20 protein-coding genes and 1 pseudogene are annotated in these 26,678 nt (G+C 68.6%); 12 read left to right on the top strand and 9 right to left on the bottom strand.

The window, feature by feature from the left end; translation table 11 throughout:
- Positions 1-410: 410 nt before the first annotated feature.
- Positions 411-2,957 (bottom strand): ATP-dependent Clp protease ATP-binding subunit, encoded by a 2,547-nt coding sequence (locus ACQ1RG_RS07905; RefSeq protein WP_009378052.1) that lies wholly within the window; start codon positions 2,955-2,957, stop codon positions 411-413.
- A 138-nt stretch (positions 2,958-3,095) separates the two neighbouring features.
- A complete protein-coding gene (locus ACQ1RG_RS07900) occupies positions 3,096-3,647 on the bottom strand; it encodes a DUF4188 domain-containing protein (protein ID WP_009378051.1) in 552 nt (183 codons plus the stop codon).
- 110 nt (positions 3,648-3,757) lie between these two features.
- Between ACQ1RG_RS07900 and ACQ1RG_RS07895 the strand changes: the two genes are divergently transcribed.
- The gene (locus ACQ1RG_RS07895; RefSeq protein WP_009378050.1) at positions 3,758-4,384 is read left to right on the top strand and encodes a MerR family transcriptional regulator; all 627 of its coding nucleotides are present in this window, start codon (positions 3,758-3,760) and stop codon (positions 4,382-4,384) included.
- A 39-nt stretch (positions 4,385-4,423) separates the two neighbouring features.
- Here the strand turns inward: ACQ1RG_RS07895 and ACQ1RG_RS07890 are convergent, their stop codons facing one another.
- The 3 genes and pseudogenes from ACQ1RG_RS07890 to ACQ1RG_RS07880 all read right to left on the bottom strand — a co-directional run bounded on the left by ACQ1RG_RS07890 (position 4,424) and on the right by ACQ1RG_RS07880 (position 6,483).
- Entirely contained in the window at positions 4,424-5,170 is a 747-nt protein-coding gene (locus ACQ1RG_RS07890) for a DUF3152 domain-containing protein (RefSeq protein ID WP_430600837.1), read from the bottom strand.
- Positions 5,171-5,196: 26 nt separating this feature from the next.
- Positions 5,197-5,845: pseudogene (locus tag ACQ1RG_RS07885) on the bottom strand (VOC family protein).
- Entirely contained in the window at positions 5,833-6,483 is a 651-nt protein-coding gene (locus ACQ1RG_RS07880) for a VOC family protein (RefSeq protein WP_009378047.1), read from the bottom strand. Before ACQ1RG_RS07880 ends, ACQ1RG_RS07885 begins: the two are co-directional and overlap by 13 nt.
- Positions 6,484-6,718: 235 nt before the next feature.
- Between ACQ1RG_RS07880 and ACQ1RG_RS07875 the strand changes: the two genes are divergently transcribed.
- From ACQ1RG_RS07875 to ACQ1RG_RS07850, 6 genes are read left to right on the top strand one after another with little or no spacing between them, the layout of a single operon-like run.
- On the top strand, positions 6,719-8,425 hold the full coding sequence (locus tag ACQ1RG_RS07875) for a TIGR04028 family ABC transporter substrate-binding protein (protein WP_430600835.1): 1,707 nt from the start codon (positions 6,719-6,721) through the stop codon (positions 8,423-8,425).
- Positions 8,425-9,636 carry an ABC transporter permease gene (locus tag ACQ1RG_RS07870; protein ID WP_391533217.1) on the top strand — a complete coding sequence of 404 codons (1,212 nt, stop codon included), beginning with the start codon at positions 8,425-8,427 and terminating at the stop codon, positions 9,634-9,636. Before ACQ1RG_RS07875 ends, ACQ1RG_RS07870 begins: the two co-directional genes overlap by 1 nt.
- Positions 9,633-10,535, top strand: coding sequence for an ABC transporter permease (locus tag ACQ1RG_RS07865; RefSeq protein ID WP_009378044.1), 903 nt, complete (start codon positions 9,633-9,635; stop codon positions 10,533-10,535). The genes ACQ1RG_RS07870 and ACQ1RG_RS07865 overlap by 4 nt, the downstream gene beginning before the upstream one ends.
- Entirely contained in the window at positions 10,532-12,355 is a 1,824-nt protein-coding gene (locus ACQ1RG_RS07860; RefSeq protein WP_430600832.1) for a dipeptide ABC transporter ATP-binding protein, read from the top strand. The genes ACQ1RG_RS07865 and ACQ1RG_RS07860 overlap by 4 nt, the downstream gene beginning before the upstream one ends.
- Positions 12,356-12,363: 8 nt before the next feature.
- Positions 12,364-13,494, top strand: coding sequence for a putative FMN-dependent luciferase-like monooxygenase (locus ACQ1RG_RS07855; protein ID WP_197932325.1), 1,131 nt, complete (start codon positions 12,364-12,366; stop codon positions 13,492-13,494).
- 1 nt (position 13,495) lies between these two features.
- Positions 13,496-14,833, top strand: a complete 1,338-nt coding sequence (locus tag ACQ1RG_RS07850) for an alkylhydroperoxidase domain protein (RefSeq protein WP_430600830.1) — start codon at positions 13,496-13,498, stop codon at positions 14,831-14,833.
- 83 nt (positions 14,834-14,916) lie between these two features.
- Here ACQ1RG_RS07850 and ACQ1RG_RS07845 read toward each other — a convergent pair whose 3' ends face one another.
- On the bottom strand, positions 14,917-15,276 hold the full coding sequence (locus tag ACQ1RG_RS07845; protein ID WP_227007106.1) for a DUF779 domain-containing protein: 360 nt from the start codon (positions 15,274-15,276) through the stop codon (positions 14,917-14,919).
- 579 nt (positions 15,277-15,855) lie between these two features.
- Between ACQ1RG_RS07845 and ACQ1RG_RS07840 the strand changes: the two genes are divergently transcribed.
- Complete coding sequence (locus tag ACQ1RG_RS07840; RefSeq protein WP_430600828.1) at positions 15,856-18,111, top strand: HNH endonuclease signature motif containing protein; 2,256 nt, start codon at positions 15,856-15,858, stop codon at positions 18,109-18,111.
- Positions 18,112-18,180: 69 nt separating this feature from the next.
- Here the strand turns inward: ACQ1RG_RS07840 and ACQ1RG_RS07835 are convergent, their stop codons facing one another.
- The gene (locus tag ACQ1RG_RS07835) at positions 18,181-19,266 is read right to left on the bottom strand and encodes a GlxA family transcriptional regulator (protein ID WP_201671517.1); all 1,086 of its coding nucleotides are present in this window, start codon (positions 19,264-19,266) and stop codon (positions 18,181-18,183) included.
- Positions 19,267-19,386: 120 nt separating this feature from the next.
- Between ACQ1RG_RS07835 and ACQ1RG_RS07830 the strand changes: the two genes are divergently transcribed.
- Positions 19,387-20,379, top strand: a complete 993-nt coding sequence (locus ACQ1RG_RS07830; protein WP_009378037.1) for an alpha/beta hydrolase — start codon at positions 19,387-19,389, stop codon at positions 20,377-20,379.
- Between the two features lie 243 nt (positions 20,380-20,622).
- Positions 20,623-20,904: a hypothetical protein gene (locus ACQ1RG_RS07825; protein WP_430600826.1), complete on the top strand. Its 282-nt coding sequence runs from the start codon at positions 20,623-20,625 to the stop codon at positions 20,902-20,904.
- A gap of 82 nt (positions 20,905-20,986) precedes the next feature.
- On the opposite strand, the gene ACQ1RG_RS07820 is transcribed toward ACQ1RG_RS07825, so the two are convergent.
- On the bottom strand, positions 20,987-22,048 hold the full coding sequence (locus tag ACQ1RG_RS07820) for an AI-2E family transporter (protein WP_430600824.1): 1,062 nt from the start codon (positions 22,046-22,048) through the stop codon (positions 20,987-20,989).
- Between the two features lie 99 nt (positions 22,049-22,147).
- Between ACQ1RG_RS07820 and ACQ1RG_RS07815 the strand changes: the two genes are divergently transcribed.
- Together ACQ1RG_RS07815 and ACQ1RG_RS07810 are read left to right on the top strand one after the other, a co-directional pair.
- Positions 22,148-24,712 carry a M3 family metallopeptidase gene (locus ACQ1RG_RS07815; RefSeq protein ID WP_144588376.1) on the top strand — a complete coding sequence of 855 codons (2,565 nt, stop codon included), beginning with the start codon at positions 22,148-22,150 and terminating at the stop codon, positions 24,710-24,712.
- The gene (locus ACQ1RG_RS07810) at positions 24,693-25,400 is read left to right on the top strand and encodes a queuosine precursor transporter (protein WP_391533214.1); all 708 of its coding nucleotides are present in this window, start codon (positions 24,693-24,695) and stop codon (positions 25,398-25,400) included. Before ACQ1RG_RS07815 ends, ACQ1RG_RS07810 begins: the two co-directional genes overlap by 20 nt.
- A 20-nt stretch (positions 25,401-25,420) precedes the next feature.
- Here ACQ1RG_RS07810 and tgt read toward each other — a convergent pair whose 3' ends face one another.
- Complete coding sequence (gene tgt / locus ACQ1RG_RS07805; protein WP_430600822.1) at positions 25,421-26,677, bottom strand: tRNA guanosine(34) transglycosylase Tgt; 1,257 nt, start codon at positions 26,675-26,677, stop codon at positions 25,421-25,423.
- Position 26,678 lies beyond the last annotated feature (1 nt).

Here is a 26,678-nt window from a genome sequence, read left to right as displayed (position 1 = left end):
CACCGACGCGGTGGTCCGACATATACGCGGTTAGCAGACCGCGTATATGTCGGACCACCGCGTCGGTAATCTGCGTCGTGTCGGTTCACCGCGTTCGTGTCGGTTCACCGCGTCGGTGACGTACTCGCCGCGATCGCTCCCAGAGTGCGCTCCGCCGAGACAGCACTCGGTGCCCAGACAGCTCTCGGCGCCCAGACAGCACAGTGCCCGGGTGGGAATACGCTTCCCACCCGGGCACTGGCCGTGCAGTCACACACGATGCTCGAGGAACGTCGCTGGTCAGGCGCTCGCATGGCCTACCTCACGCGGCCGACCTCACACGCCTGGCCTCGAGCAGCCAATCTCACACGCCTGACCGCACGCGGCCAGCCTCACGCAACCGACCTCACGCAGCGAGCGGCGCGCGCTCCTCACGCAGCGAGCGGCGCGCGCTCCTCTCGCGGGGCGACGACGAGCTCACCGTCGGAGACGGAGACCTCGACGGTGCCGCCCTCGGCGACGGCCTCGGTCACGAGGATGTCGGCGATCCGGTCGTCGAGCTCGCGCTGGATCACCCGGCGCAGCGGACGGGCGCCGAACTCGGGCTCGTAGCCCGCCTCGGCGAGGAAGTCCACGGCCTCCTCGGTGATCTCGAGGGCGATCCCCTGACGGGAGAGCCGCTCGATCGCGAGTTCGAGCTGGAGGCGGACGATCTCCCGCAGCTGCGTGCGGTCGAGCCGGGAGAACATCACGGTCTCGTCGATCCGGTTGAGGAACTCGGGACGCATGACCTCCTTGAGCCGGCCCTTGACCTTCGCCCGCAGGTCCTTGTCCGTGACCGTCGCATCCGCCGAGGTGAAGCCCAGCGGGGTGCTCTGGCCGATGAACTCGGACCCGAGGTTCGAGGTCATGATGATGACGGTGTTGCGGAAGTCGACCGTCCGACCCTGACCGTCGGTGAGCCGACCGTCGTCGAGGACCTGGAGGAGCAGGTTGAACGCATCCGGGTGCGCCTTCTCGACCTCGTCGAGGAGGATGACCGAATACGGGCGCCTGCGCACCTGCTCGGTGAGCTGTCCGGCCTCGTCGTAGCCGACGTAGCCGGGAGGAGCACCGACGAGACGCGACACGGTGTGCCGTTCCCCGAACTCGCTCATGTCGAAGCGGATCATCGCCGCCTCGTCATCGAACAGGGTCGCAGCGAGGGCCTTCGCCAGCTCCGTCTTGCCCACGCCCGTCGGGCCGAGGAAGAGGAAGCTGCCGATCGGCCGCTGCGGGTCGCCCATGCCGGTCTGCGACCGGCGGATGGCCTTCGACACCGCGGTCACGGCGTCGTCCTGACCGACGACGCGCTCGTGGAGCATGTCCTCGAGCCCGGCGAGGCGGATCTTCGTCTCCTGCGTCATGGACGACGCGGGGATCCCGGTCGCCCGGGACACGACGGCAGCGATCTGCTCGGCATCGACGACGCGGTCGCCGCCCTCTTTCGCCGAGGCGGCCGCTGAGCCGAGGACGGCTTCGAGCTGATCCGTCAGGGCGGAGATCTCGTCACGGATCTCCCCGGCCCGCTCGTAGTGCTCGGCGGCTATCGCGGAGTTCTTCTCCGCTTCGAGCTCGCCGAGGCGTGCCCGCAGCGCCGAGGTGTCGACGACGGGTCCGCGCTTGAGCGAGAGCCGCGCTCCGGCCTGATCGATGAGGTCGATCGCCTTGTCCGGCAGGTACCGGTCGGTGATGTAGCGGTGCGAGAGTTCGACCGCTGCCCGGATCGCCTCGGCGTCGTAGGTGACGCCGTGGTGGTCGGCGTAGCGACCGGAGAGGCCGTCGAGGATCGTCACGGCGTCCTCGATGCTCGGCTCCCCGACCATGACCGGCTGGAACCGGCGGGCGAGTGCCGAGTCCTTCTCGATGGTCCGGAACTCCCGCAGCGTCGTCGCGCCGAGGAGGTGGAGATCTCCGCGGGCGAGCCGCGGCTTGAGGATGTTGCCGGCGTCCATCGAGTTCGATTCGCCGTTGCCGCCGGCGCCGACGAGCGTGTGGAGCTCGTCGACGAAGACGATCGTGTCGCCGTCGGCGGCGATCTCGTCGAGCGTGTTGGTCAGTCGTTCCTCGAAGTCACCGCGGTAGCGGGTACCGGCGAGCATGCCGGGCATGTCGAGGGCGATGACGCGCTTGCCCTGCAGCTGCGCGGGAATCTCGCCGGACTCGATCGCCTGGGCGAGGCCTTCGGCGATCGCGGTCTTGCCGACACCGGCTTCGCCGATGAGAACGGGGTTGTTCTTCGTTCGGCGAGCGAGGATCTCGATGGTCTCCTCGATCTCGTCGCCGCGGCCGATGACCGGGTCGAGCCGACCCTCAGCGGCGAGCGCGGTGAGGTCGGTGCCGAACTTCTCGAGCATCGACTCCTCCCCATTGGTCTCACCGGAGGCGTTCGCATTCTGCTTCGCCTCGGCGGCCTGAGCACCGGCCTGCAGCGTGGCCTGGGTGACCCCGGCCTGTGCGAGGATCCGCCCGGCGGGCATCTCCTGATTGAGGACGAAGGCGAAGAACACGTGCTCGGGGTCGATGTAGGTCGATCCGAACGCCCGGGCCACCTGGTAGGCGTCGAGCAGCGCCTTCTGAGCAGCGCCCGTGAGCGTGGGCGCACCGTCGCCGGTGCGTGATTCGGCTGCCTCGGGCAGTCGTTCGTCGATCGCGGTCACGATCGCCTCGGGGTCGGCGCCCATCTGACGCAGCGACGCCGAGCCGTGCTCGGATTCGACCATGACGCGCAGCAGGTGCAGCGCGTCGACCTCTTCCTGGCCGCGACCGCGGGACAGGGCGGCGGCACCGTCGACGACCTCCCGGGTGCGCTTGGACAGCAGCCGGTTGATGTCGACGGAACGGCCCTGACGTGGGGTGTTCTGACCCTGCAGGTAGCGGGCGAGGAACTCGTCGAACGAGCCCTCGCCGCCGCTGGAAGGTCCGAAGAAGTTAGCCAAAGTGACCTCCTCTTGAAAGTTGAGTCAGGGTGACTCAGTTAAGTCCTTTGACCCAATCAACGAGAATCACTTCGGGGTTATTCCCCGCCCGAATCCGAGCGTGAGCGAGGTCTCCGCGGCCGCTGCGGCGCGGGTCCCTCACCGGTCGCGACGCGCCTGCCGGTCACGGGCGCGGACGCTGCGCGGACCGACCGGACGGGTGCCGACGGCCTTCGCGAGTCCCAACGGCGGCGTGCCGACGTACATCGACTCGGCTCCGGCGACGGGGAACGTCTCGTGCCAGACGCCGACGGCGTTCGGCGCCGAGCGGGCCCGCTTGTTGAACGCCGTCCAGGCCGGACGGTGCTCGGATTCGGGGGCGGCGGCGTAGCTGTAGATCTTCTCGAGCGAATCCCAGTACTGGACGAGCCAGGGTCCACGGAGATCGAACACGAGCCGGTAGCCGCGCATTCCCGAGTCCGGGTCCGCGGAGAGCTCGGCGAGCATCCGCGGCATGGCCGCGAAGACCGGTATCCACTGGTCGAAGCGCCACCATCGGCGGATCCGCATGCCGATGATGAAGACGACGAGCTCGCCGTCGTAGTCGTGGGTGAGCTTCTCCGGCCCGGGGACCGCTCGCCGCGAACTCGTCGGCGCGCCTGCGCCGGTCGGTGGATCAGTCGCCTCTGGTGTGTTCGCTGTCGTCGCCATCGCTCGCCCCTGCCATAATGGATATCTGCACTCTCCAATATTGGATACCTTGACTCTCCAATGTCAAGGGTCGGTCGACATTCGTCTCCGATGAACGAAACGAGGTCCGCATGCGCATCTCCGAGCTCTCGCGCCGCAGCGACGTGCCGGTGGCGACGATCAAGTACTACCTGCGTGAAGGTCTGCTGCCCGCCGGCGAGCGGACCTCGGCGACGCAGGCGGTCTACACCGAGGCGCACGTCAACCGCCTCGAGCTCATCCGCGCGCTTCTCGGCCCGGCACGGCTCTCGATCGAGAAGGCGAAGCGCGTGCTCGGAGTCATCGACGATCCGCCGGACACGTTCATCGGCGTCCTCGGCGCCGCACAGGAGGCGACCGCGCAGGAGCCCGCCGATGCCCCCGACGACGGCCCTGCCCTTGCGCTCATCGCCGAACTCGGATGGTCGGTGGATCCGGAGAGCGTCGAGGTCCGCCAGCTTGCGAGCGCGCTGCGCGCCGTCGAGGCCGGCGGCGTCGAGGTCCTCGACGGCGGGCTCGCTCGATACGGTCGTACGATCCATGACCTCGCCGAGGCGGAGGTGGCGACCGTGCCCACCGATGAGATCGACGGGGCCGTCCGTCAGGCCGTGCTCGGCACTCTGCTCCTCGAACCCGTGCTGCTCGCCCTGCGCCGGCTGGCCCAGCAGGATGTCGCGACCCGGAGGTTCAGGGACGCAGATTCGGGCGCTGAGGGCTGAGGGCTGAGGGGAGCCTGTGCCCCTTAACCCTCTGTGCCCCTAACCTTCAGACGGCCAGCCATTGGGCTTGCAGCCTTGGAGTCCCTTCGTCTGCTGCTGCATGAGCGGGGCGGTCTTTCCCGTGCCCGGGCACGATGCGTGTCCGTGGCCGAGGGCGTGGCCGACCTCGTGGTTGATGAGGTACTGCCGGTACTGAGTGAGATCGTCGAACTCCTCGGTCGCACTCACCCAGCGCTTCGCATTGAGGATGACATTGGGCCCGTTGCGGCACGAGAGCTTGCCGAGGGTGCGCAGCGGCAGGCACATCTCGTCGACGGTGTTCGGGCTCGCGATGCTGATCATCGCATCCTGTCCCTTGTCGACGAGCTCGATCGAGACATCGTCGATGTCCTGCCAGCCCCGCTCGTCCTGGAGCGTGTCGATGATGAAGCCGGCCGCCTCGTCGACGTCGATCGGCAGGTTGTCCTCGACCCGCAGCGCGACCTGGAAGGTCCGGCCGCCGTCGCGATTGGGACCGACCTCCTCGGCGGGCCGCTTCCACTCTCCGCTGCCCTCCATCTCGATGTCGTCCTCGCTCACCGCCTCCTGCGTCGACCCGGTGGTCGGACCCGTGGTCGGCTCGGCCGGCTCGGTCACCGAGGGGGCGGCGATCGTCTCGACCACCTGCGGCGTCCGCCGCGTCTCTGTCGGCTCAGCAGCCGGCGCGCACGCGCCGATACCGGCGAGGAGCGTGAGGACGGCGAGCGCCGAGGCGGCGCGGACGGCGCGCGAACGGGGATGGGTCACAGGGCGAGTCTAACGGGGAGTTGCCCTCAGAACTCGAGCCGACCGCCCGGCCCGCGCAGCACCGCCCGCACGCGGTACTCATCACCGGGGATCACCTCGGCGTCACCGGCCCCGAGCACCTCGAGCGCCTGCCGTGTGGCTCCCACATCGGGCGACACGATCTGCAGGGACAGCAGCTCGACGGTCGGCAGTCCCGCCTCGGCGGGGTGCGCCGACTCTCCCCAGTCGATGAGGAACGGCTGCGTCCCCTCCGCCGGCAGGGGCGCCCGGGAGGTCAGTCGCCACTCGAGCAGCTCGCCGTCCGCGGTCTCACGCGACATGTCCCTCACCTCGCCGATGTCGACGCCCGCGGAGTTCGCCGCCGCAACCCTGTCCGGGAACTCCGGCGGGTGGATCGCCCATGTCTGCAGGGTCGGGGCTGTCGCCAGATGCGCATCGAGCGGCAGGGTCCCGTCGGCAGGGCGCTCCTGCCCAGGATCGGGGCCGAGGATCTCGAGGTACGTGCGCGCTCCCGCCTGCAATCCGGCCGGGGCGAGTCCGACGAGGAAATTCGCCGTCCCGAACCCCGGGCACCGGCCTCACTCCGGTCGCCCGCGCGAAGTCGTCGACCCCGGCAGCGAGGTCGGGAACGGTGACGACGAGGTGGTCAAGATGAGCAGGGATCACAGGATCCATTGTCCACCCGGCCCCTCGAGCCGCACATAGAGAGCGTCGACCTCACCCTCCTCGACCTCGATCCTCGCATCGAGGGTCGCGAGGACGGCGCGGACGGCTCCGGGGTCGGGGCTCGTCGCCCAGAACTGGTCGAGCGTGACCCGCGGCAGGTCCTGCTCGGCCGGGTGCGGTGAGCCCTTCCAATCGATAAGGAAGGGCTGGACTCCCCCGAGCGCGAGCGGAGTCCGCCGCGTCAGCCGCCAGTCGAGGACCTCACCTTCTGGGGTCCGCCGGCTCATGTCATAGACCCCGCCGAGGTCGACGGGCGGATCGTTCGAGACCGCAGCAGCCGCGACGAGGCCGTCGAAGTCATCCGGGTGGACCGCCCACCGCTGGACGATGGGTTCGGTGACCCCGGCGAGCCTGGTCTCGGCCAGGGCCGGATCCTGCTCGGGGTCGGGGCCGAGGATCTCGAGATAGCCGCGGATGAGCGGAGATCCCGCCACCTCGAGGCCGAGGAGGGCGTTGGCGGTCCCGGCGCCGGGATGAGACCCACCCTCAACTGGACGAACCCCCAGGACAGACTCACATTGCTCAACAGATCGAGCGAGATCGGGGACAGCGATGACGACGTGATCGAAGGTGCGCGGCAGCAGCATGTCTCAATATTAAGGCACGAATTGACGCCACATATCCCGGTGCGGTTGACTCATTCCATGCAGATGACCCCACAGCGCGCCACATGTCGGACATCGACGTGCGCCACCCCGGAATTGATGCCGCCCATCGATTGTTGAGCTAAACAGCTCCGATCCGAATCGGCTCGACTCTGCACCGTCGCTCCACCGCTGTCGGGATCCTCCGCGTTCCCACCCGCTCTAAGGACTTCACCCCATGACCGTCCCCACCCCGACGGAGACCCGCTCCCCCGCCTCGGCGAGGGCGATGCGGACCCGCCGCAGCATCCTCGGCGTCGGCCTCGGACTCGGCACCTTCATCACGCTGAGCGCGTGCACGCCCACGGACACCGACCCGCTCACCGACGGAGCGCCGGTGACCGGTGGGGTGCTCACGTACTTCGAGCCGCAGACATGGACGCTGCTCTACCCGCCGTCGGTGGGCTTCTACCCCAACGGCGGGATCATGAACAACATCTCCGCCCGCCTGCTCTGGCAGGACCCGACGACCCTCGAGCTCCATCCGTGGCTGGCCACCGAGTTGCCCGAGGTCAATGCCGACGCCACGCAGTACACGTTCACCCTGCGCGACGGCGTCACCTACTCCGACGGGTCGCCGCTGACACCGGCGAACGTCGCGAAGAACTTCGACCTCTTCGGCCGCGGCGACGAAGCCCGGACCCTGCCCGTGTCCGAGCAGATCTCGAACTACGAGCGCAGCGAAGTCCTCGACGACCGCCGCGTCCGCTTCCACTTCAGCGCCCCGTCCCCGGGCTTCGCGCAGGCGACGTCGACGATGAACGCGGGCCTCCTCGCCGATTCCACCCTCGACCTCGACGCCGAGGGCTTCGGACCCGGCGAGGCGACGAAGATCCACACCGCCGGCCCCTTCCGCATCACCGCGGAGACGATCGGCACAAAGCTCTCCGTCCGCGCCCGCGAGGACTACGACTGGGCACCGCCGCACCTCAAGCACCAGGGCAGGCCCTACCTCGACGGCATCGACTACCTGGTCAACAACGAGTACTCGGTGCGCATCGGCGCCGTCCTCTCCGGTCAGGCGGACGGGGTCCGCGACGTCCAGGCCCCGGACGAGACCCGCGTCGAGGAGCAGGGGCTGCGCCTCTATGCGAAGGCGACGAACGGGATCAACAACAGCATCAACTTCCGCTTCCGCACGGACCTGCTCGCCGACATCCGGGTACGCCGGGCGCTCATCGCCGCGATCGACCGGCAGGAGATCGTCGACAAGCTCTTCACCCCGAACTACCCGCTGGCCACCGGTCTCCTCGCGAAGGGGGCGATGGGCTACAAGGACCAGTCGGGGTCGTGGGTCTACGACCCCGGGCAGGCGGCCCGCCTCCTCGACGAGGCCGGCTGGCGCCTCGGCGAGAACGGGTACCGGGTCAAGGACGGGCAGGTGCTCGCCCTGACGGTGAACACGGCGCTGCCCCAGCCGCGGTCGAACGAGGTCCAGACGCTCATCCAGCAGCAGCTGCGCCGCGTCGGCGTGCGCCTGTCGATCAACCCCGGTGACCAGGCGAAGCAGACGCTCGACGCCCTCGAACTCGACCGCATCCAGATCTACCACTCGATGGTCGCGCGCGCCGACTACGACAACCTCCGGTCGAACTACTCCTCGGTCAACCGCGACGTCTTCCTCAACGCGGCCGGCCGTGACGATGCCGCCGACGACACCGTCGACCCCGAGATCGACCGCCTCCTCGAGGAGCTCGCCTCCGAACCGGAGACGACGAAGCGCCAGGCCGCCGCCGAGGCGGTCCAGGACTACCTCGTCGACCAGGCCTATGTCCTCCCGTTCTTCGAGGAGCCCCAGGTCTTCGCGTTCCGTCGCCGCGTCCACGGCTTCACCACCGAACCCGTGGGCCGTCCCGACTTCTACAGCACCTGGATTGCGAGCTGATGATGATCGACCTCCGCTATGTCCTCCTCCGACTCGGCCAAGCCGTGCTCGTCCTCCTCCTCGCCTTCACCGCGGCCTTCATCCTCCTCTCGGTCATCCCCGGCGACGGCGTCACGGCACGCTTCGCCGATCCCGCGCTCGGCCTCTCCGCCGACCAGGTCGCGGCGATCCGTGCCGAGACCGGGGCCGACGAGCCGCTGCTCGCCCGCTATCTCATCACGCTCGGAGGATTCCTCGCCGGCGATTTCGGCTTCTCCGTCCAGACGGGGGCCGCGGTCTCGACGATCGTCGCAGCGGCCCTGCCGTCGACGATCGCCCTGGCCGTCTCCGGCTTCCTCACCGCGGTCGTCCTCGCCGTTCTCATCGCCGTCTTCGCGACCTACGGTCCGGCGACCGGCCCGCAGGCGTGGGTGCGCAGGGTCCTCGACTCCGTGCCGAGCCTCTTCATCTCCATCCCCGTGTTCTGGCTGGGGATCCTCCTCATCCAGGTCTTCTCCTTCCAGCTCGGCATCGTCTCCGTCGTCTCCCCCACCCCCGCCGAGGCGCTCGTCCTCCCCACGCTCACTGTGGCCGTCCCGCTCTCGGCCCCCATCGCGCAGGTCCTCATCCGCTCGATCACCGAGGTCAAAGCCGCGGGCTTCGTCAAGGTCACCGCCGCCAAGGGCGCGTCCGAGCGGTGGATCCTCATCCACACTGTCGCCCGCAACGCCCTGCTGCCGGGCCTGACGATCGTCGGACTCGTCTTCGGCGAGCTCGTCGCTGGGGCCGTCGTCACCGAGACCGTGTTCGGCCGCAACGGCATCGGCCAGATCACCGCGCAGGCCGTGACGAACCGGGACAACCCGATCCTGCTCGCCGTCGTCGTTCTCGCCACGCTCGGCTACGTCGTCATCAACCTCGCCGTCGACCTCCTCTACCCCGTCATCGACGTCCGTCTGCGCGGGAAGCCGGGAACCGCCTCGGCGAGGGCAGGACGCGGAAGTGGTCGAGGCGGCGCTCGTTCGAGCACCGCACACAGCGCAGTCACCGCCACCGATCCCACGACGAAGGAGGCGCTGGCGGCGAGCGCGTCCAGCGTCGGCGTCGCCCTCAACTGGGCAGAGCGCTCTGCCGTCGGCCCCGCAGACAGTTCTGCCGCCGACGGACCCGCCACCTCTGCCCAGGACGCGGCCGAGCCGGGCCGAGCCCTGAACGGAAAGAGGACCCCATGAGCTTCATCTTCAGCCTCACGCGCACAGCGCAGGGCACCGGACGCGTGCGCCCGAACTCCCGACGGACCCGCCCTGGCTCCGGGCGACGGCGCTCAAGTGCCGGTGCGCTCATCGGACCGGCCACCGTCGTCTCCGGCCTCGTCCTCCTCATCGCGGTCCTCTGGGCTCTCCTGCCCGGCCTGTTCACGCAGTACGATCCCAACGACGGCGGAACGACGCCGGCACTGCTCGCCCCGAGCCTCGAGCACTGGTTCGGCACCGACCAGACGGGACGCGACGTCTTCACCCGCGTCGTCTACGGCGCCTCCCAGTCCCTGCTTGCAGCGCTCATCGCGGTCGGAGTCGGCCTCCTCGTCGGCACGACCATCGGACTCATCGCGGGCACCCGCCGCGGCTGGGTCGACGACGTCCTCATGCGCGCCGTCGACGTCCTCCTCTCGATCCCCGCGATCCTGCTCAGCCTCTCGATTGTCATCGTCCTCGGCTTCGGCACGATCAACGCGGCGATCGCGGTCGGCGTCACCGCAATCGCGCAGTTCGCCCGGCTCGCCCGGTCCGAGGCCGTGCGGATCGATACGAGCGACTTCGTCGCCGCCGCGTACGGGTCCGGTGGCACCTACTGGTCCGTGCTCGTCCGGCACATCCTCCCGAACTCGATCTCGCCGGTGCTCACCCTCGCCGTCCTCCAGATCGGCTCGGCGATCCTCCAGATCTCCACGCTCGGATTCCTCGGCTACGGCACGCCGCCGCCGACTCCGGAATGGGGCCTCATCATCGCCGAGGGCCGCAACTTCGTCGCCACCGCGTGGTGGCTGACGGTCCTGCCCGGCCTCGTCGTCATGGCGATCGTGCTCGCCACTCACCAGATCGGCAACACCCTGCGAAAGGCGACATCATGACCGACCTCCTCGCTCCCCCGACCGCGTCTCTGCTGTCCGTGCGCGGACTCACCGTCGACTACTCCCACCGCGGCGGGACCGGTGACCCTGCGGTCGATGGGCTCGACCTTACCGTCCGCCCCGGACACGTGACCGCGGTCGTCGGCGAATCCGGGTCGGGCAAGTCGACGACGGCGAACGCCGTCCTCGGTCTCCTCCCCGAATCCGCGCGGGTCACGGCCGGGAGCATCCACCTCGGCGAGGTAGCACTCGACTCCCTGTCACCCCGTGCCTGGCGCGATGTGCGGGGAGCCCAGATCGGCTACGTCCCCCAGGATCCCGGCAGCTCCCTCAACCCGCTGCAGACCGTGGGCCGGTCCGTCGCCGAGGCGCTGCGCATCCACCGGCGGTCCGATCGCCGCACCGCTCGCGCCGAGGTCCTCGACCTCCTCGAGCGCGTCGGCATCGACCGTCCCGAACTGCGGGCCGATCAGTACCCGCACGAACTCTCCGGCGGGATGCGCCAGCGCGTGCTCATCGCCGCAGGCATCGCGCTGCGGCCGCGGCTGCTCATCGCCGACGAACCGACCTCGGCGCTCGACGTCACCGTGCAGAAGCGCATCCTCGACCTCCTCGACGAACTGCGTGCGGAGACCGGCATGGGTGTCCTCCTCATCACCCACGACCTCGCGGTCGCCGGGGAACGGGCCGACGACGTCGTCGTCATGCAGTCGGGCAGGGTCGTCGAAGCAGGACCGGCCGAGGAGATCTTCTCCCGCCCGGCCACCGACTACACCTCGCGGCTGCTCGCCGACGCCCCAGCCCTGCAGGTCAGAGAGACGAAGGTGCGGACAGATGCGAGCGCCGAGGCGGCAGGTCAGGGCGCCGAGGCGGCTGCCGGGTTCGTCTCGGTCGAGGGCCTCACGCAGGTCTACGCGCGTACCGACGACCCTGCCACCGGAACCTCTGCCGCCGAACCCGCCCCGGTCATCGGCGTCGAGGACGTCTCCCTCACCGTCGCCCGCGGGACGACGCAGGGCATCGTCGGCGAATCCGGGTCGGGGAAGACGACGACGGGCAAGGCACTCGCCGGCTTCCTCACCCCGCAGGCCGGGTCGGTGCGGATCGGCGAGATCGATGCGGCCCGCCTCGGCGAGGGAGGACAGCGGCGCCGGCGGCTGCGCGAACTGCGGCGCACGGTCCAGCTCGTCCACCAGAACCCCTACTCCGCGCTCGATCCGAAGCAGTCGATCGGGGCGATCCTCACCGAGCCGCTGCGGAACTTCCGCATCGGCACCCGCGCCGACCGCGGGCAGCGGGTGGCGTCGATCCTCGAGAAGGTCGCCCTGCCGGGATCGTATGTGCAGCGGCGGCCGCGCGAGCTCTCGGGCGGGCAGCTGCAGCGGGTGGCGATCGCCCGCGCGCTCATCGCCGGACCCGAACTCGTCGTCTTCGACGAAGCGGTCTCCGCGCTCGACGTCACGGTCCAGGCGCAGATCCTTCGCCTCCTCGGCGAGCTCCAGGACGAACTCGGACTCACCTATGTCTTCATCTCCCACGATCTCGCCGTCGTTCGGCAGATCGCGGACACGGTGTCGGTGATGTCCGGGGGCCACCTCGTCGAGTCCGGGCGCACCGAGGACCTCTTCACCCGGCCGCAGACGGCGTACACGCGCACCCTCCTCGACGCGATCCCCCGCCCGCTCGCGCTCCAGGGAAGCCGCACCCCGGGCACCCCGAGTGCCCACGGTGCCTCCGGCCTCCCCGACACCTCCGCCCCTAACTCCGCCACCCCCTCCGACCCCACCGCCGCCGGCACCCTCGCCGCGGCAGAGAGCTGAGATCCACGATGACCGACACGATCACCAACCCCACGCCCACGACCGGCCCCCGGCTCGGGTTCTTCACCCGCCTCCTCGAGGACGCGCCCGCCGAGCAGCGGTACCGGTTCGCGCTCGAGCAGATCGAGACGGCCGAGCGGTTCGGCTTCGCCACGGCCTGGGTCGCCCAGCACCACTTCTCCGCGACCGAGGGAGGACTGCCCTCGCCGCTCGTCTTCCTCTCCCACGCGGCGGCACGGACCTCGCGGATCCGGCTCGGCACCGCGATCATCACCCTGCCGATGGAGAACGGGGTACGCGTGGCCGAGGACGCCGCCGTCGTCGACACGCTCACCGGCGGTCGCCTCGAGATCGGGCTCGGCTCGGGCGGGAACCCCAAGTCGTTCCCCGCCTTCGGGACGACCTTCGACGATCGGCGCACCGTCTTCGCCGACAACCTCGCGGCGCTGAGGACCCTGTTCGCAGGCGACGCGCTCGCCGCGGGGGACGTCCAGCCGGACGGCTACCGTCTCTACCCGCAGGCGCCGGGGCTGGCCGATCGTCTGTGGCAGGCGACGTTCTCCGCGGTCGGGGCAGGTGCCGCGGGAACAGCAGGGGACGGACTCATGCTCTCGCGCACCCAGCCGCGCCCGGCGGAGAACATCTCCGCGACCCTCGACGAGGTGCAGCTGCCCGTCATCGACACCTACCTGTCCGCGCTGCCCGACGGTGTCGAGCCGCGCATCCTCGCCTCGCGCACCGCGGTCGTCGCCGACGCCGAGGATCTCCCCCGGCTGCGCGAACTTACCGAACCCGCCCTGCGCGCCGAGGCGAACCGCCTTGTCGGCTACGACACCTCCGGTCTCAGCCTCGACGAGCTGCTCATCGCGACCGACACCCACCTCGGCACGCCCGAGCAGGTCATCGAGAGCCTCGCCGCCGACCGGGTGCTGCCGCGGGTGAGCGACGTGAGCTTCCAGGTCCACTCGGTGCCGGCGACGAACGAGCACACGCTGCGCTCGATCGAACTGCTCGCCACCGAGGTCGCTCCGGCGCTCGGGCTGAAGGTCGAGGGTGGCTCGGGTGCGCGAGCTGGTGCTGCCGGCGCCGGCGGCGGCTCTGTCGGTCTCGGGGCTGCGGCGGCCGGATCGGCGCGCTGAGATGCCCGACATCATCAACCTCCTCGCCGGCCTCACCGAGGGCGACCCCCTCGACCGCCTCCGCGACCACCGCCCTCAGGCGAAGGAGAACGCGCAGCTGAGCTTCGAGGCACTCCTCGAACCCGAGGAGCCGGGCGACTTCTCCTACCGCGACCGCTACGTCATCGCCGCGTTCACCGCCGGGCTGCTCGGCTCGACCGCCGGCGAGGAGTTCTACCGGGACCTGCTGCGCGACGAGGACGAAGCTGCGGCGTGGGCGATCGCCGAACTCCTCGACGACACTGTCGTCGACCTCGACGCGACGAACCCCGTCCGCGGCCCGTACGGGAACTACGGATCCGCGAGGTTGGTCGCAGAGAACGTCAACGGTCCCTGGCTGAGCGTCGGTGCGAAGGCACGGGACACGCTCGGGCCGGTCACCTCGGCGGGGATCGAATTCGCCCACCTCCTCGTCCTCCATCCCCGCGATGCCGGGCCCGAGGACCTCGCCAGGCTGCTCGCCGCCGGCTGGGACGAGGACGGAATCGTCACTCTCGCCCAGCTGATCTCGTTCCTCAACTTCCAGATCCGGTTGAGCGCCGGGCTCGCCGCCCTCCTCCACGCCCCCGCCGCGGCCGAGGAGCAGATCCCCTCCCGCCCACTCACCTCGGCGGATGCGGCATCCGGTTCCGATACGGGTGCGCCGGGATCGCGGTCCAGGGCCCTCGCCGAGGTGGGGGCCCGGGTGAAGACGTACCCCGACCTCGCGCGGCCGGAGGTCTTCCAGCAGTCCGGGCTCGGCTGGGTGCCGTGGATCGCGCCCGTCGCCGAGGCGGACCTCACCGAGGCGCAGCGCGATGCCCTCATCGAGGCCGGGCGGGCGAAGAACCCGTACTTCCGCCTGCTCGCGCGGGATCCGGCGGCGCTGCGGGCGCGCACCCTGACCGACTTCGACATCTTCTTCAACGTCAGCGACGGCCTCGGCCGGGCGGAGCGCGAGCTCGCGGCAACGGCGGCCTCCCGACTCAACGGGTGCCTGTTCTGCGCGTCGATCCACTCGGACCGGGCGAGCGAGGAGTCCGGCCGACGGGACCTCGTCCAGCAGATGTTGGATACGGGGACGGATGAGCCGTCCCACCTCGGCGATCCGGTGTGGGATGCCGTCGTCGACGCCTCGGTCGCTCTCAGCCTCACCCCGCCGGCCTTCGGACCGGACCGGGTGGCGGCGCTGCGGGATGCGGGACTGACCGATGCGGACATCATCGATGTCCTCGGTGGGGCGGCGTTCTTCAACTGGGCGAACCGGCTCATGCTCTCCCTGGGAGAGCCCGAGCTCATCGCATCGGGGAAGACGAGGTAGGCGCGGCGGGACTGCCGGATGCGGCGGTCCGGCACACTGTCCGACGCCTTCCCGTCCGACGCTTGCCTACCCGATATCGCCCGTTATCCGACGTCCATGAGCGTCGAGCGGATGATGAAGCGGTTTCCCGTCGGGGATTCGACGCTGAAGCCCGCGCCGCGGCCGGGGACGACGTCGACGGTGAGGTGGGTGTGCTTCCAGTACGCGAACTGCTCGGCCGACATCCAGAAGTCGATCCCCGAGGTGGTGGCGCCGTCAGCGTCGGCCTCGGGCAGGGGCAGGTCGAAGTGGCCGAGGAGGACGTCGGCATCGGAGGTGAGGAAGTCGCCTTCGGGGAAGCACATCGGCGAGGAGCCGTCGCAGCAGCCGCCCGACTGATGGAACATCAGCTGACCGTGCTTGGCGACGAGGTCGCCGAGGAGGTCGACCGTGGCCTGCGTCATCGCCACCCGGGACTTCGTCTCCCCCTCGATCGTCGGTGACGATTCGAGTGCGGTCGGAGCGGTCTGGTCGGCTGGCTCGGCGTGCTCATCGGGTGCGCTGCGGCCAGCGGGCGTCGACTCTGCTGGGCTCCGGTCGGCGGGGATCCGGTCGTCACCGACCTTCGCGGTGTCGATCTGTTCGCTCATGACATGACCTCCATCGGTTGTCGCAGGAGCCGGTTCTCGCGGATCGCTGAGGCGGCGCGATCGCGCCGTTGTCCTCCACCTCCGCAATGATGGGGTCGATGTCGAACTTCCTCATCGCCGATCCCAGTCCACCTCCGGCGGACGACCGCCGACTCGTCTGCAGGCGACAAGCCTCCCGTCGACCGACTCCGTCGTTCCAGCCTAGGCCTCGGCAGACCAGAGAACAAGAGTGGTCCACGGCGAGGTCGAAGCGCTTCAAAACTCGCTCACCTGCGTGAATTCAAATGAACCTTAGTTCGAACGAGTTTCGAACTTTCTATTGACAAGATTCCCTCTGAGGTCTAGACTGAGAGCAACGATCCACACCGTTGTGGAGAAGGCAGGTGACCGGCAGTGACAGACCTCGCGAACCCCGCAGGACCCGGCTCGAGTGCTGCCGACGAGGAGCCTCCCGATCAACCGAGCACGCCTCCTCGCCTCGAGGTCGACCCCGATTCCCCTTTCGCCGACGTCCTCGACGTCTACACGAGCAGCGATCGTGCTCAGCTCGCCGCCCTCGAGACCACGGCCTCGCTCTTCCTCGCCGAAGTCATCGACCACCTGGGCCTCCTCAACCCCAATCCGGAATCCCCCTACCGGCACGCAACCCTCACCGAGACCGCGTCCCGTTTCGCAGATGCCGCTAATAGGGAGGGCGAGTCCATCAGCGGCGACGGAGTTGCCACGCCTCCCGCCGAGGCGGATGCGGAAAGCACGTCGGATCCATCCGCTGAGTCGACCGCGGACGGCGATGCCGCGCTCGTGGAAGCCCCCTCAGCCACCCCTGATGCGACGTCCGTACCCGGCTTCCCGAGGTTCCGGGAGACCCAGACCATCGACGGATGGGTCCACATGCACTCCCACACCGAGGAGATCGGCGAGTTCACCGTCATTCTCGGCACCACCACCGCAGGCACCTACGCACACATCAACGACGCGATGACTCTGGTCCACGGCCTGCCGAAGTTCCATGCTCGGTGCCTGGCAGGAGAGTTCACCATCGCCCACGTCCACGCCGCGACTCGGTTGTGCAAGAGCGTCCGGTTCTCCGACCTCCGCCACATCGACGATTACCTCGAGACCCGGCGCGCCGACATCACCATCGAGACGTTCAAGAAGTCGCTCGCGATGAGGGTCAGCGTCCTCGAACCCGCCGACGAGCGCACCCAACAGGCATTCGAGCGTCGCCGCGTCGACATCACCACCTACCCCGACGGCTCATCGTGTCTCACCCTCACCGGGCCATCGGCAGAACTGCAGGCGTGCTTCCTCCGCATCGAAGCATTCGCGAAGGCGATCCGCAACGGCAACACGGCTGCGTTCGGCGACCAGATCCCCGACGGTGCCGTCATCGAGGACGACCGCGCAATCGCGGCACTGATGTTCGACATCTTCACTCGCACCTGCCCACAGGTCCGCATCCAGGTTCGCACCGAGGAGACCGACACCGGGGTGATCGGCACCAGCGAACTGCCGCTCGACCTCGAAGGCGTCCGCAACGTCGCCGATGTCGCCGAGCGGATCACCGCAGCCGCCGAGGCGGTCGGCATCTCCGCGGACCCCTCGGTGACCGACAACCGAGGATCGCTCGCCGGAACCGGGGCATGCATCGCCGGCGACAGCGCCGGCATCACTACCGGAGCCAGCACTGACGCTCTTGCCGGCCCGGGGGCAGACGCGGAGAACGCTTCGGGATCCGAGATTACCGATTCGGCCTTCGGTCCCATTGCCCGCACCGCCCACGGCATCGGCGGTGACAGCACAGACGACCACCTCATCGGCACCGTCCGCGGGAAGGGCCGGATGGTCGACATCCTCCTGACTATGCCCACTGACGCCTACTGGCTGGCCGCGCAGGGCAAGATGATCACCACGGTGCCGTTCCTCACTCTCCTCGGATACTCCGACCTGCCCGGCACCTTTCCCGACGGTTCGCCGATCCCTGCCGACACGGCACGCAGGATCGCCAGGGAATGCTCCACGTGGACGCGGATCCTCACCGATCCCGCAACAGGAACCCCTGTCGACGCCAACGCCACGAGCTACTACATTCCAGCGAGGATCCGGCAGACCCTGACCGCCAAATGGCAGGCATGCACGATGCCCGGCTGTCGAAGACGCGCCGAAGCATCCGAAGTCGACCACATCATCCCCTTCGACCACGACAATCCCGCTCTGGGAGGTCTGACCGTGTTCGGCAACCTCCATCCCCTGTGCAAGAAGGACCATCAGAGCAAGACCGACGGCAACTACTCCGTGGCCATGAACGACAAAGGGATCATCGAGTACCGATTCCCCCACGGAATCCGGGCCTCGGTGGCGGCAGGGGACAACCCTGTCAATGTCGAGCACGCCAGACTCATGGAGAAGGGCGAGTTCATGAAGAGCGGCTCATCGGACGAATACTTCGATCCGCGCTTCCCACCACCGCCACCGGAACCCGACCCCCAGCCCGGCGACGTCCGCACCGGTGAGGAGTGCCCAGGACCCGAAGGCAGCATCGGGACACCGGGGTGGGTGAAACGGACCGACTTCTTTCGCAGCTACAACGGAAAGAAGCGGACCGAAACCGAATGGGTCTGGGACAACGGCGATCCTCCGCCCTTCTGAGCCACAGCTCTGATCAGCCCCTTCTGATCTGCCCTACTGCCGGAACTCCGCGCCAATTCACTGACGCTGTCAGTTTCGGCGTCCCCCGACCAACGACTTCGCGCCGAACTTCTGCCGGTACCCGGTCGGGGTGAGACCAGTCTCGCGGAGGATGAGCCTGCGCAGCGTCGTGGGATCGTCGTACCCCACCGAGCGCGCGATCGACTCGAAGGTGTCGTCCGTCGTCGCCAGCGCATGATTCGCTCGCTCGACCCGCAGCTGTTGGACGTACTGCGTCACCGTCTTCCCCGTTGCGGCTTTGAACCGGCGCTGCAGAGTCCTCGGGTGCGTGGCCGTCACAGCGGCCAACCGGCCGAGCGTCATCGCCGACCCCAGCTCCCGATCGATCGTCTCCTCGGCGAGCAGGACGACCTCGTCCTGATGAGTCGTCGACGGAAGCGTCCCCATGTACGGCAGCTGATCCGTCCGCGGCGCATCGGCGAGCATGAACCGCGACGTCCGGATCATCATGCTCGGACCGAACATCGACTCGACGAGCGACAGCCCGAAGTCGAGCCACGCCATGATGCCGGCGGCCGTGATGACTTCTCCCTCGTCGACGACCATCCTCCGGGCATCGAGGCGCACCGCAGGAAACCTCTCGGTGAACTCCTCGGCGAACGCCCAGTGCGTCGTCGCCGACCGATGATCGAGCAGACCCGTCTCAGCCAGCACGAACACGCCCGCGCACAGTCCGCAGAGCACTGCCCCGTCACCTCGGCGCGCAAGAGCCCAATCGCGGAGGGCATGGGCCGAATCCATCCCCTGCGGTGGCACGAGGCTCGGCGGGAACACGACGTGAGTCGGCGCATTCGGCCTCCCCGGGTGCGAGTCGAACACGCACTGCACCCCGTCCTCCGACCACTCCCAGTGGCTCACTCGCACAGTCTCGTCTCGGCCGAGCAGCGCCAACTGTTCGTTCGCGACGCGGAAGACATCGGTGAGTCCGTAGACCGCGGCGAGCTGGCACTCGCGGTACCGCACGATGGCGATCTCCGAACGAGGCTCCTCGGTGTTTCCCGCACCGTCCCCCGGACCGTCTCTCGGACCGTCCCCGAGGTCGCTCGCCTGCCGCCGATTGTCATCATCGCCCGGGTGCATGTCGTTTGTGACCATGGCGTCAGCTTAGGCGCACTCATAGCCTGGGGGAACAGGTCGGTTGTCAGAATCCTCCGACCTCGGCCCAGCCGCACTCGTTGAGGCGAGACCTCATCCGATGAAAAGGAGCACGTTCCCATGTCCGAGATCCCAGCCCCCATCACCCCGTTCCTCGAGCCCGAAGCCAAAGAGCTCGCCGAGGCGACCGCCCCGCATCCGCGCATCTACGAAGTCCCGCCGGAGGAAGGTCGCAAGATCCTCCTCGACCTCCAGAGCGGCGAGGGCGTCGAGCGTCCTGACGTCGACGAGGAATGGGTCGAGGTCGACGCCGGCGAATGGGGAACCGTGCGCACGCGCATCATCCGACCCAAGGGTGCCACCGGCGACCTGCCCGTCCTCTTCTACATCCACGGTGCCGGCTGGGTCTTCGGCGACGACAAGACCCATGACCGGCTCTTCCGCGAGCTCACGGTCGGGGCGAACGCCGTCGGCGTCTTCCCCGTCTACGACCGTGCTCCTGAGAAGAAGTACCCGACCCAGGTCGAGCAGAACTACGCCGTCGGCCAATGGGTGGCAGCGAACGGCGCCGATCACGGCATGGATACCTCACGCATCGCCGTCACCGGCGAATCCGTCGGCGGGGACATGTCGGCAGTGTTCGCGCTGATGAACAAGGACCGCGGCGGGCTCGACCTCAAGGCGCAGGCCCTGCTCTACCCGGTGACCAACGCCGACTTCGACACCCCCTCGTACATCCAGTTCGAGGACGGCTACTACCTCACCCGCGACGGCATGAAGTGGTTCTGGGACGCCTACACCACCGACGAGGCACAGCGGAAGGAGAAGTACGCCTCACCGCTGCAGGCCAGCCTCGAGGATCTCAAGGGACTGCCCGAAGCCCTCGTCATCACGGACGAGGCCGACGTCCTCCGCGACGAGGGCGAGCAGTACGCCAACAGGCTCCGCGAAGCCGGTGTCCCTGTGACGTCGCTGCGCGTGGCGGGCATGGTCCACGACTTCCTCCTCCTCGACAGTCTCCGCGACACGAAGGCGGCGAACCTCGCCCGCACAGTGGCCATCGACTTCCTCCACAACGCCCTCCACGAGGACAGCGCACCGTTCACGGAGTGAGGCGCGCCGTTCGCTGATTGAAGCGCACCCTTCGCAGAGGGAAGCGCACCGCTGGCTGAGCGGGAAGTCCCCTCGTCGGCCGACCCGCGCGGATCGTGACCAACTCACGGTCCGCGCGGGTCTCCGTGCATCACCTGCCGCGAACTGCCGCTCGACTGTCCTGTATGGGACCGTGTTCATCCCTGTATGGGCCCCGTGTTCATCCGACTCGGATGCTCAAGCACGCGCGCTAGGCTTGAGCGCATGAGCAGCGAGCTGAGCCCCACCCTCCGGGTCCTCCCCTATCTGCTGGGGATCGCGGCCATGGTCTTCGTCGGGTTCCCCCTCGGTCGCGATGTCGACGTCATGATGAGAATCGTCATCGGCGCCCTCACCTGCGCTGCGACGTTCTTCCTCAGCCGCTTCGTCATCGGCCGCCTCGCCGACCGCAGCTCCGCGCGCGACAGCAACTCCGCGCGCAGACACGGCACGGACCACGGCGGTTCCGCCCGCGACAGCGGCACGGACGGCGACGACAAGGCCTGAGCACCACCTCGACGAGGCCTGAACCACCTCGACGAGGCCTGAGACCCACCTCGGCGCAGCCAATTCCGCAGGAGTCCGGCCGCTACTTCTTGTCCTGCGCGGGGATGATGACCTTGCGGATGATGATGAGGAACGAGGCGGCGACCGGCACGGCGACGACGGCGCCGAGGACCCCACCGAGCGTGCCGCCGGCGATCGCGGCGATGATGACGAGCGCACCGGGCACGGCGACGGCCGCGTTCATGATCCGCGGGCTGAGCAGGTACGCCTCGATCTGCATGTAGACGAGGTAGTAGATGCCCGCCGCGATGCCGAGGCCCGGGGAGACCATGAGGCACGATGCGGTGATGACGATCGCGCCGGAGATCGGACCGATGAGCGGGATGAGCGAGGCGAGGAAGGCGACGAACGCGAGCAGTGCCGGCAGCGGCGCCCCGATGATCGTGAGGAAGATCGCCGAGCACACGCCGTTGATGATGCCGAGCGACACCTGCCCGAGCACATAGCGCCCCACCGACCGCGTGATCTCCTCGGACACCGAGTCGACGGTGTCCCGTGAGCTCGCCGCGACGAGCGAGAGGATCGCCGACTTGATCGTCGGCAGCGTGACGGCGAAGTAGATCGTGAGGATGACGACGATGATCACCCCGGTGATGAAGCTGAGGATCCCCGCCCCGATCGACACGACGCCGCCGCCGAGGGAGAGGACGTTCTTCGGATCGGAGACCCACGAGCTCACGCTCGCGAAGATCGAGTCGAGGTCGACGGCTCCGGTGAAGCGCCGCTCGAGATCGGCGACCCACTCGGTCGTCTGCAGACGGGAGACGATCTGCGGCAGATCGGCGATGAACTGCTGGATCTGCGAGATGACGGCGGGTGCGATGAGCAGCACCACGCCGACGACGACGCCGATGAACGCGACGACGACGAGGATGACCGCGAGGGTCCGCGAGACCTTGCGCGCGACGAGCCACTGAATGATGGGATCGAGGCCGAGCGCGAGGAACAGCGCCAGGCCGATGTAGATGAGCACCGTCCCCACCGACTGCAGCGCCGTGATGAGCGCGATCGCGAGCCCTACCCCGAGGGTTCCGACGAACCCGACGCGGAAGGCATTGGTGACAGGGAAGGATGCGCTGCTCATGCGCCCCAGTCTAGCCAGCAACCATGCACCGGGCGGCCGCCACACGTTAGGATCGGAGGCGTCATGAGAGAAGATCGTGAGGAAAGTGGTACGTCGACGATGAGTTCCGAACCAACAGCCATCGATGTCTGGGAGGCACTCCTCGACCCACAAGGCGACTTCTCCCTCCCGGACTTCTCCGCGGTCACCCCTGACACCCTCAGCACCGCGGCCCGGGCCGCCACCGACTTCGCCCTCGCCGAGGTCGAGCACATCGTCACCGACGACGCCGACCCGACCTTCGTCACCACGACCGTCCGCTTCGAATCCGCGACCGTGCCGATGGCCCGGCTCGCCGCCCTCGTCCGCACCCTCGAATCGAACCACCTCACCCCTGAGCTCACCGATGCCGTCGCCGAGGTGTGGGTCCGGCTGTCCGCGACCCGCACCGAGATGCTGCTGGGCGTCGATCTCTTCCACCGCATCGAACAGGTCCCGGTCACCGACCTCAACCCCGAGGACAAGCGCCACCAGGAGCTCACGGTCGAGAACTTCGTCCGGGCCGGCGCCCGCCTCGGCGAGGAGGACCGTGCGCACATGGCGACGATCGAAGCCGAACTCACCGCGCTCTCGACCTCCTTCTCCCGGGCACTGGGAACGGACACAAGGGAACTCGCGGTCCACCTCGGCGAGGCGGACGAGCTCAAGGGGCTGAGTGAGGACCAGATCGCGGCCGCAGCCACCCGCGCGGGCGAACGCGACGAATCCGGCTACCTGCTGGGACTGAACAACTTCACTCAGCAGCTCGTCCTCGGACCGCTCGAGAGCGCCGCGACGAGGGAGCACGTGCTGCGGAACTCGATGGCGCGCGGTGCACGCGGCGGGGACGGCGACACCCGGGCGCAGGTCTCGGACATCACTGCCCTGCGGGCCCTGCAGGCGAAGCTGCTCGGCTACCCGTCGTACTCCTCCTACGCGATCGACAACCAGACGGCGGGCGGCCCCGACGCGGCAGCCGACATCGTCTCCTCCCTCATCGCGCCCGCCAATGCGCAGCTGGCGGCCGAGCTCGACACCGTCCGCGACCGCTACGGCCTCGACGAGATCGCCCCGTCCGACGTCATGCACTACCTCGCGAAGTACCGGCAGGACGAGTTCGGCATCGACCCCGACGAGGTCGCGCAGTACTTCGAGTTCGACACTGTGCTCACGGACGGCGTCTTCTTCGCCGCCACGGGGCTCTATGGGATCACCTTCGCTCCCGCGGAGGGCGTCGTCGGCTGGCACGACGACGTCAGCGCCTACGAGGTCACCGACGTCGGCGGTCGCACCCTCGGCCTCATCCTCATCGACCCCTATGCGCGGGACACGAAGCGGGGAGGCGCGTGGATGGACCAGCTCGTGCCCGCCTCCCGGCTGACCGGCGACCTCCCGGTCGTCACCCTCTCCCTCAACCTTGCCAAGCCCGGTCCCGGCCGGCCCACCCTGCTCTCCCCGACCGAGCTGACGACGCTCTTCCACGAGTTCGGCCACGTCCTCCACGGCCTCTTCGCGAACTCGACCTACCCCTCGACGGCGGGCACCTCGGTGCCCCGCGACTACGTCGAGTTCCCCTCCCAGTTCAACGAGATGTGGCGCTTCCACCCGCAGGTCCTCCCCCACTATGCGAAGCACGTCGAGACCGGTGAGCCGATGCCCGAGGCCATGGTCGCCTCCCTCATCGCCGGGGAGGACTTCGGGCAGGGCTTCTCGACGATCGAGTACCTCGCCGCCGCCATGCTCGACCTCTCGTGGCACTCGCTCGAGGCCGGAGAGCACATCACCGACGTCCTCTCCTTCGAATCCGAGGTGCTCGACGCCGCCGGCTTCTCCCCGCTCGTGCCCCCGCGCTACCGCACGACGTACTTCGGCCACATCTTCGCCTCCGGCTATGCGGCCGGCTACTACTCGTACCTCTACTCCGAGGTCATCGCCGCGTGGGTGAGCGAATGGTTCGAATCCCAGGGCGGGCTCAACCGTGAGGCCGGCGAGGCGTTCCGCGAGGCGATCCTCGCCCCCGGCTACTCCGTCGACCCGATGACGGCGATCGAGAAGTTCTTCGGCGTCCGTCCCGACGTCGCACCGCTGCTGCGCCGTCGCGGGCTCGCGGAGCCGGTGCCTGAGGACAGTGACCCGTCCCCCGCCGGTGACCCTGCCCCCGCCCCGAAGCACCACGCGAACAACACCCGCATCGCCGAGATCCTCACCGACAACGGGATCGACCCGCAGATCACGGTGTTCTCCGAGGCCACCCCGACGGCCGCCTCGGCGGCGGAGAAGGTCGGGGTCGAGGTCGGAGCGATCGCGAACAGCCTCGTCTTCTCCGCAGGCGGGGACCCGGTGCTCATCATGACCTCGGGCGCCCACCGCGTCGACACCGACCACGTCGCAGGCCTCATCGGCGTCGACTCGCTCGACCGCGCGGACAAGGACCTCGTCCGGGCGGCGACCGGCCAGGTCATCGGCGGCGTCGCCCCGATCGGCCACCCCGCGCCGATCCCCACGTTCATCGACACGGCCCTCCGGGACTTCCCCGTCCTCTGGGCGGCGGCGGGCACCCCGCAGTCGATGATGCCGCTCACCTACGACCAGCTCGTCACGCTCACCGGGGGGAAGGAGATCGCCGTTGTCGCCGACGAGTCCTGAGACGCCCGACTCGGCAGACGCTCCCCCCTCTCACCGCTTGGCGGCCTTCGCGTCCTCGCGCGGTCGGTACTACGCGATCTTCCTCGCGGTCTTCTGCGCGGTGCTCATCATCTCGAACATCTCGGCGACGAAGGTCATCGGCTTCGGCCCCATCGTCACCGACGGCGGGGCGTTCCTCTTTCCCATCGCCTACATCCTCGGCGACGTCATCAGCGAGGTCTACGGCTTCAAGGCCGCACGCAAGGCCGTCATCACCGGCTTCGCCCTGCAGGTGCTCGCGACCCTCGTCTTCTGGCTCGTCCTCATCTCACCACCGGGCCCCGGATACGAGAACCAGGAGGCCTTCGCCGCCGTCCTCGGCTTCTACCCACGCATCGTCCTGGCCTCACTGGCCGGCTACTTTGTCGGACAGCTCCTCAACTCGTACGTCCTCGTCGCAGTGAAGAAGCGGATGGGCGAGTCGAAGCTGTGGGTGCGACTGCTCACCTCGACGGGGGTCGGCGAATTCGTCGACACGCTCCTCTTCTGCACGATCGCTTTCGCCGGCGTCATCCCCGGCTGGGACTTCGTCAACTACGTCGTCGTCGGCTTCGTCTACAAGGTCGGCGTCGAGGTCATCCTCCTGCCCGTCACGTACCGAGTGATCACGCTCGTCAAACGCCACGAACCGAGCTACGCGCAGGTCTGAGCCGCACGGCTGGGCCTGACTCACGCGTAGTAGCGTCCGAGCACCTCGGCCTCGAGTTCGGAGAACCGACCGTCCTCCATCGCCTGCCGGATCTCGGCGACGAGGCTGACGACGAAGTGCTCGTTGTGGATCGTGCACAGCGTCGAGAAGAGCATCTCCTTGGCCTTGTAGAGGTGGCGCAGGTAGGCGCGCGAGTAGTTCTCACACGTGTAGCAGTCGCACTCGGGGTCGAGGGGTCCGAAGTCGCGGCGGTACTTCGCCCCCGTGAGGTTGTACCGGCCGTCGCGGGTGTAGACCGCTGCATTGCGGGCGACCCGGGACGGGGAGACGCAGTCGAAGGTGTCCGCGCCGGTCTTGATCGCCTCGAAGAGATCATCGGGTTCGGAGATTCCGAGCAGGTGCCGCGGCTTGTCCTCGGGCAGCTCCTCGCACACCCAGCGGATGATCGTCCCGAGGTTCTCCTTCTCCAGGGCCCCACCGATGCCGTATCCGTCGAAGTCCATCGCGCCGAGGTCGCGGGCCGCCTTGCGTCGCAGATCCTCGTACTGCGCACCCTGGAGGACCCCGAAGAGCGCCTGGTAGGGCCGGCGCGAGCGCTCCTGAGTCAGCCGCTGGTGCTCCTCGATGCAGCGGATCGCCCACAGGCGGGTTCGCTCGAGCGAGGTCTCCTGGTAGCCGCGGGTGTTGACGAGCGTCGTCAGCTCGTCGAAGGCGAACATGATGTCGGCCCCGAGCTCATGCTGGACCCGCATCGAGACCTCGGGCGTGAACCGGTGCATCGTGCCGTCGAGGTGCGATTTGAACGTCACCCCGTCGTCGTCGACGTTCGACAGCCGCTCCTTGCCCGCGGCGATGGCGTCGTCGTTCTGCTCGCCCGTGACCTCCATCGAGATGACCTTCTTGAACCCGGCGCCGAGGCTCATCACCTGGAATCCGCCCGAGTCCGTGAACGTCGGGCCGGGCCAGTTCATGAACCGTCCCAGTCCCCCGGCCTCGTCGACGATGTCCGAGCCCGGCTGGAGGTAGAGGTGGTAGGCGTTGGCGAGGACAGCCTGCCCGCCGAGGGCGGCGACGTCCTCGGGCTTGACGGCCTTGACCGTGGCCTTCGTGCCGACCGGAATGAACGCAGGCGTGCGGATCTGCCCGTGCGGGGTGGAGATCACCCCGGTGCGCCCGCCCGTCTCGAGCCTGGTGCCGACCTCGAAGCCGAACTGCGAACGGTCGTTGATGGGCGGTGTCGCTGTCTCAGATGCTGCACGCGTGTCGATGTCGGTCACC

The sequence above is a fragment of the Brevibacterium sp. K72 genome (genome assembly GCF_050562175.1).
GTDB classification, from domain to species: Bacteria; Actinomycetota; Actinomycetes; order Actinomycetales; family Brevibacteriaceae; genus Brevibacterium; species Brevibacterium casei.
This window is presented reverse-complemented; position numbering and strand designations above follow the sequence as displayed.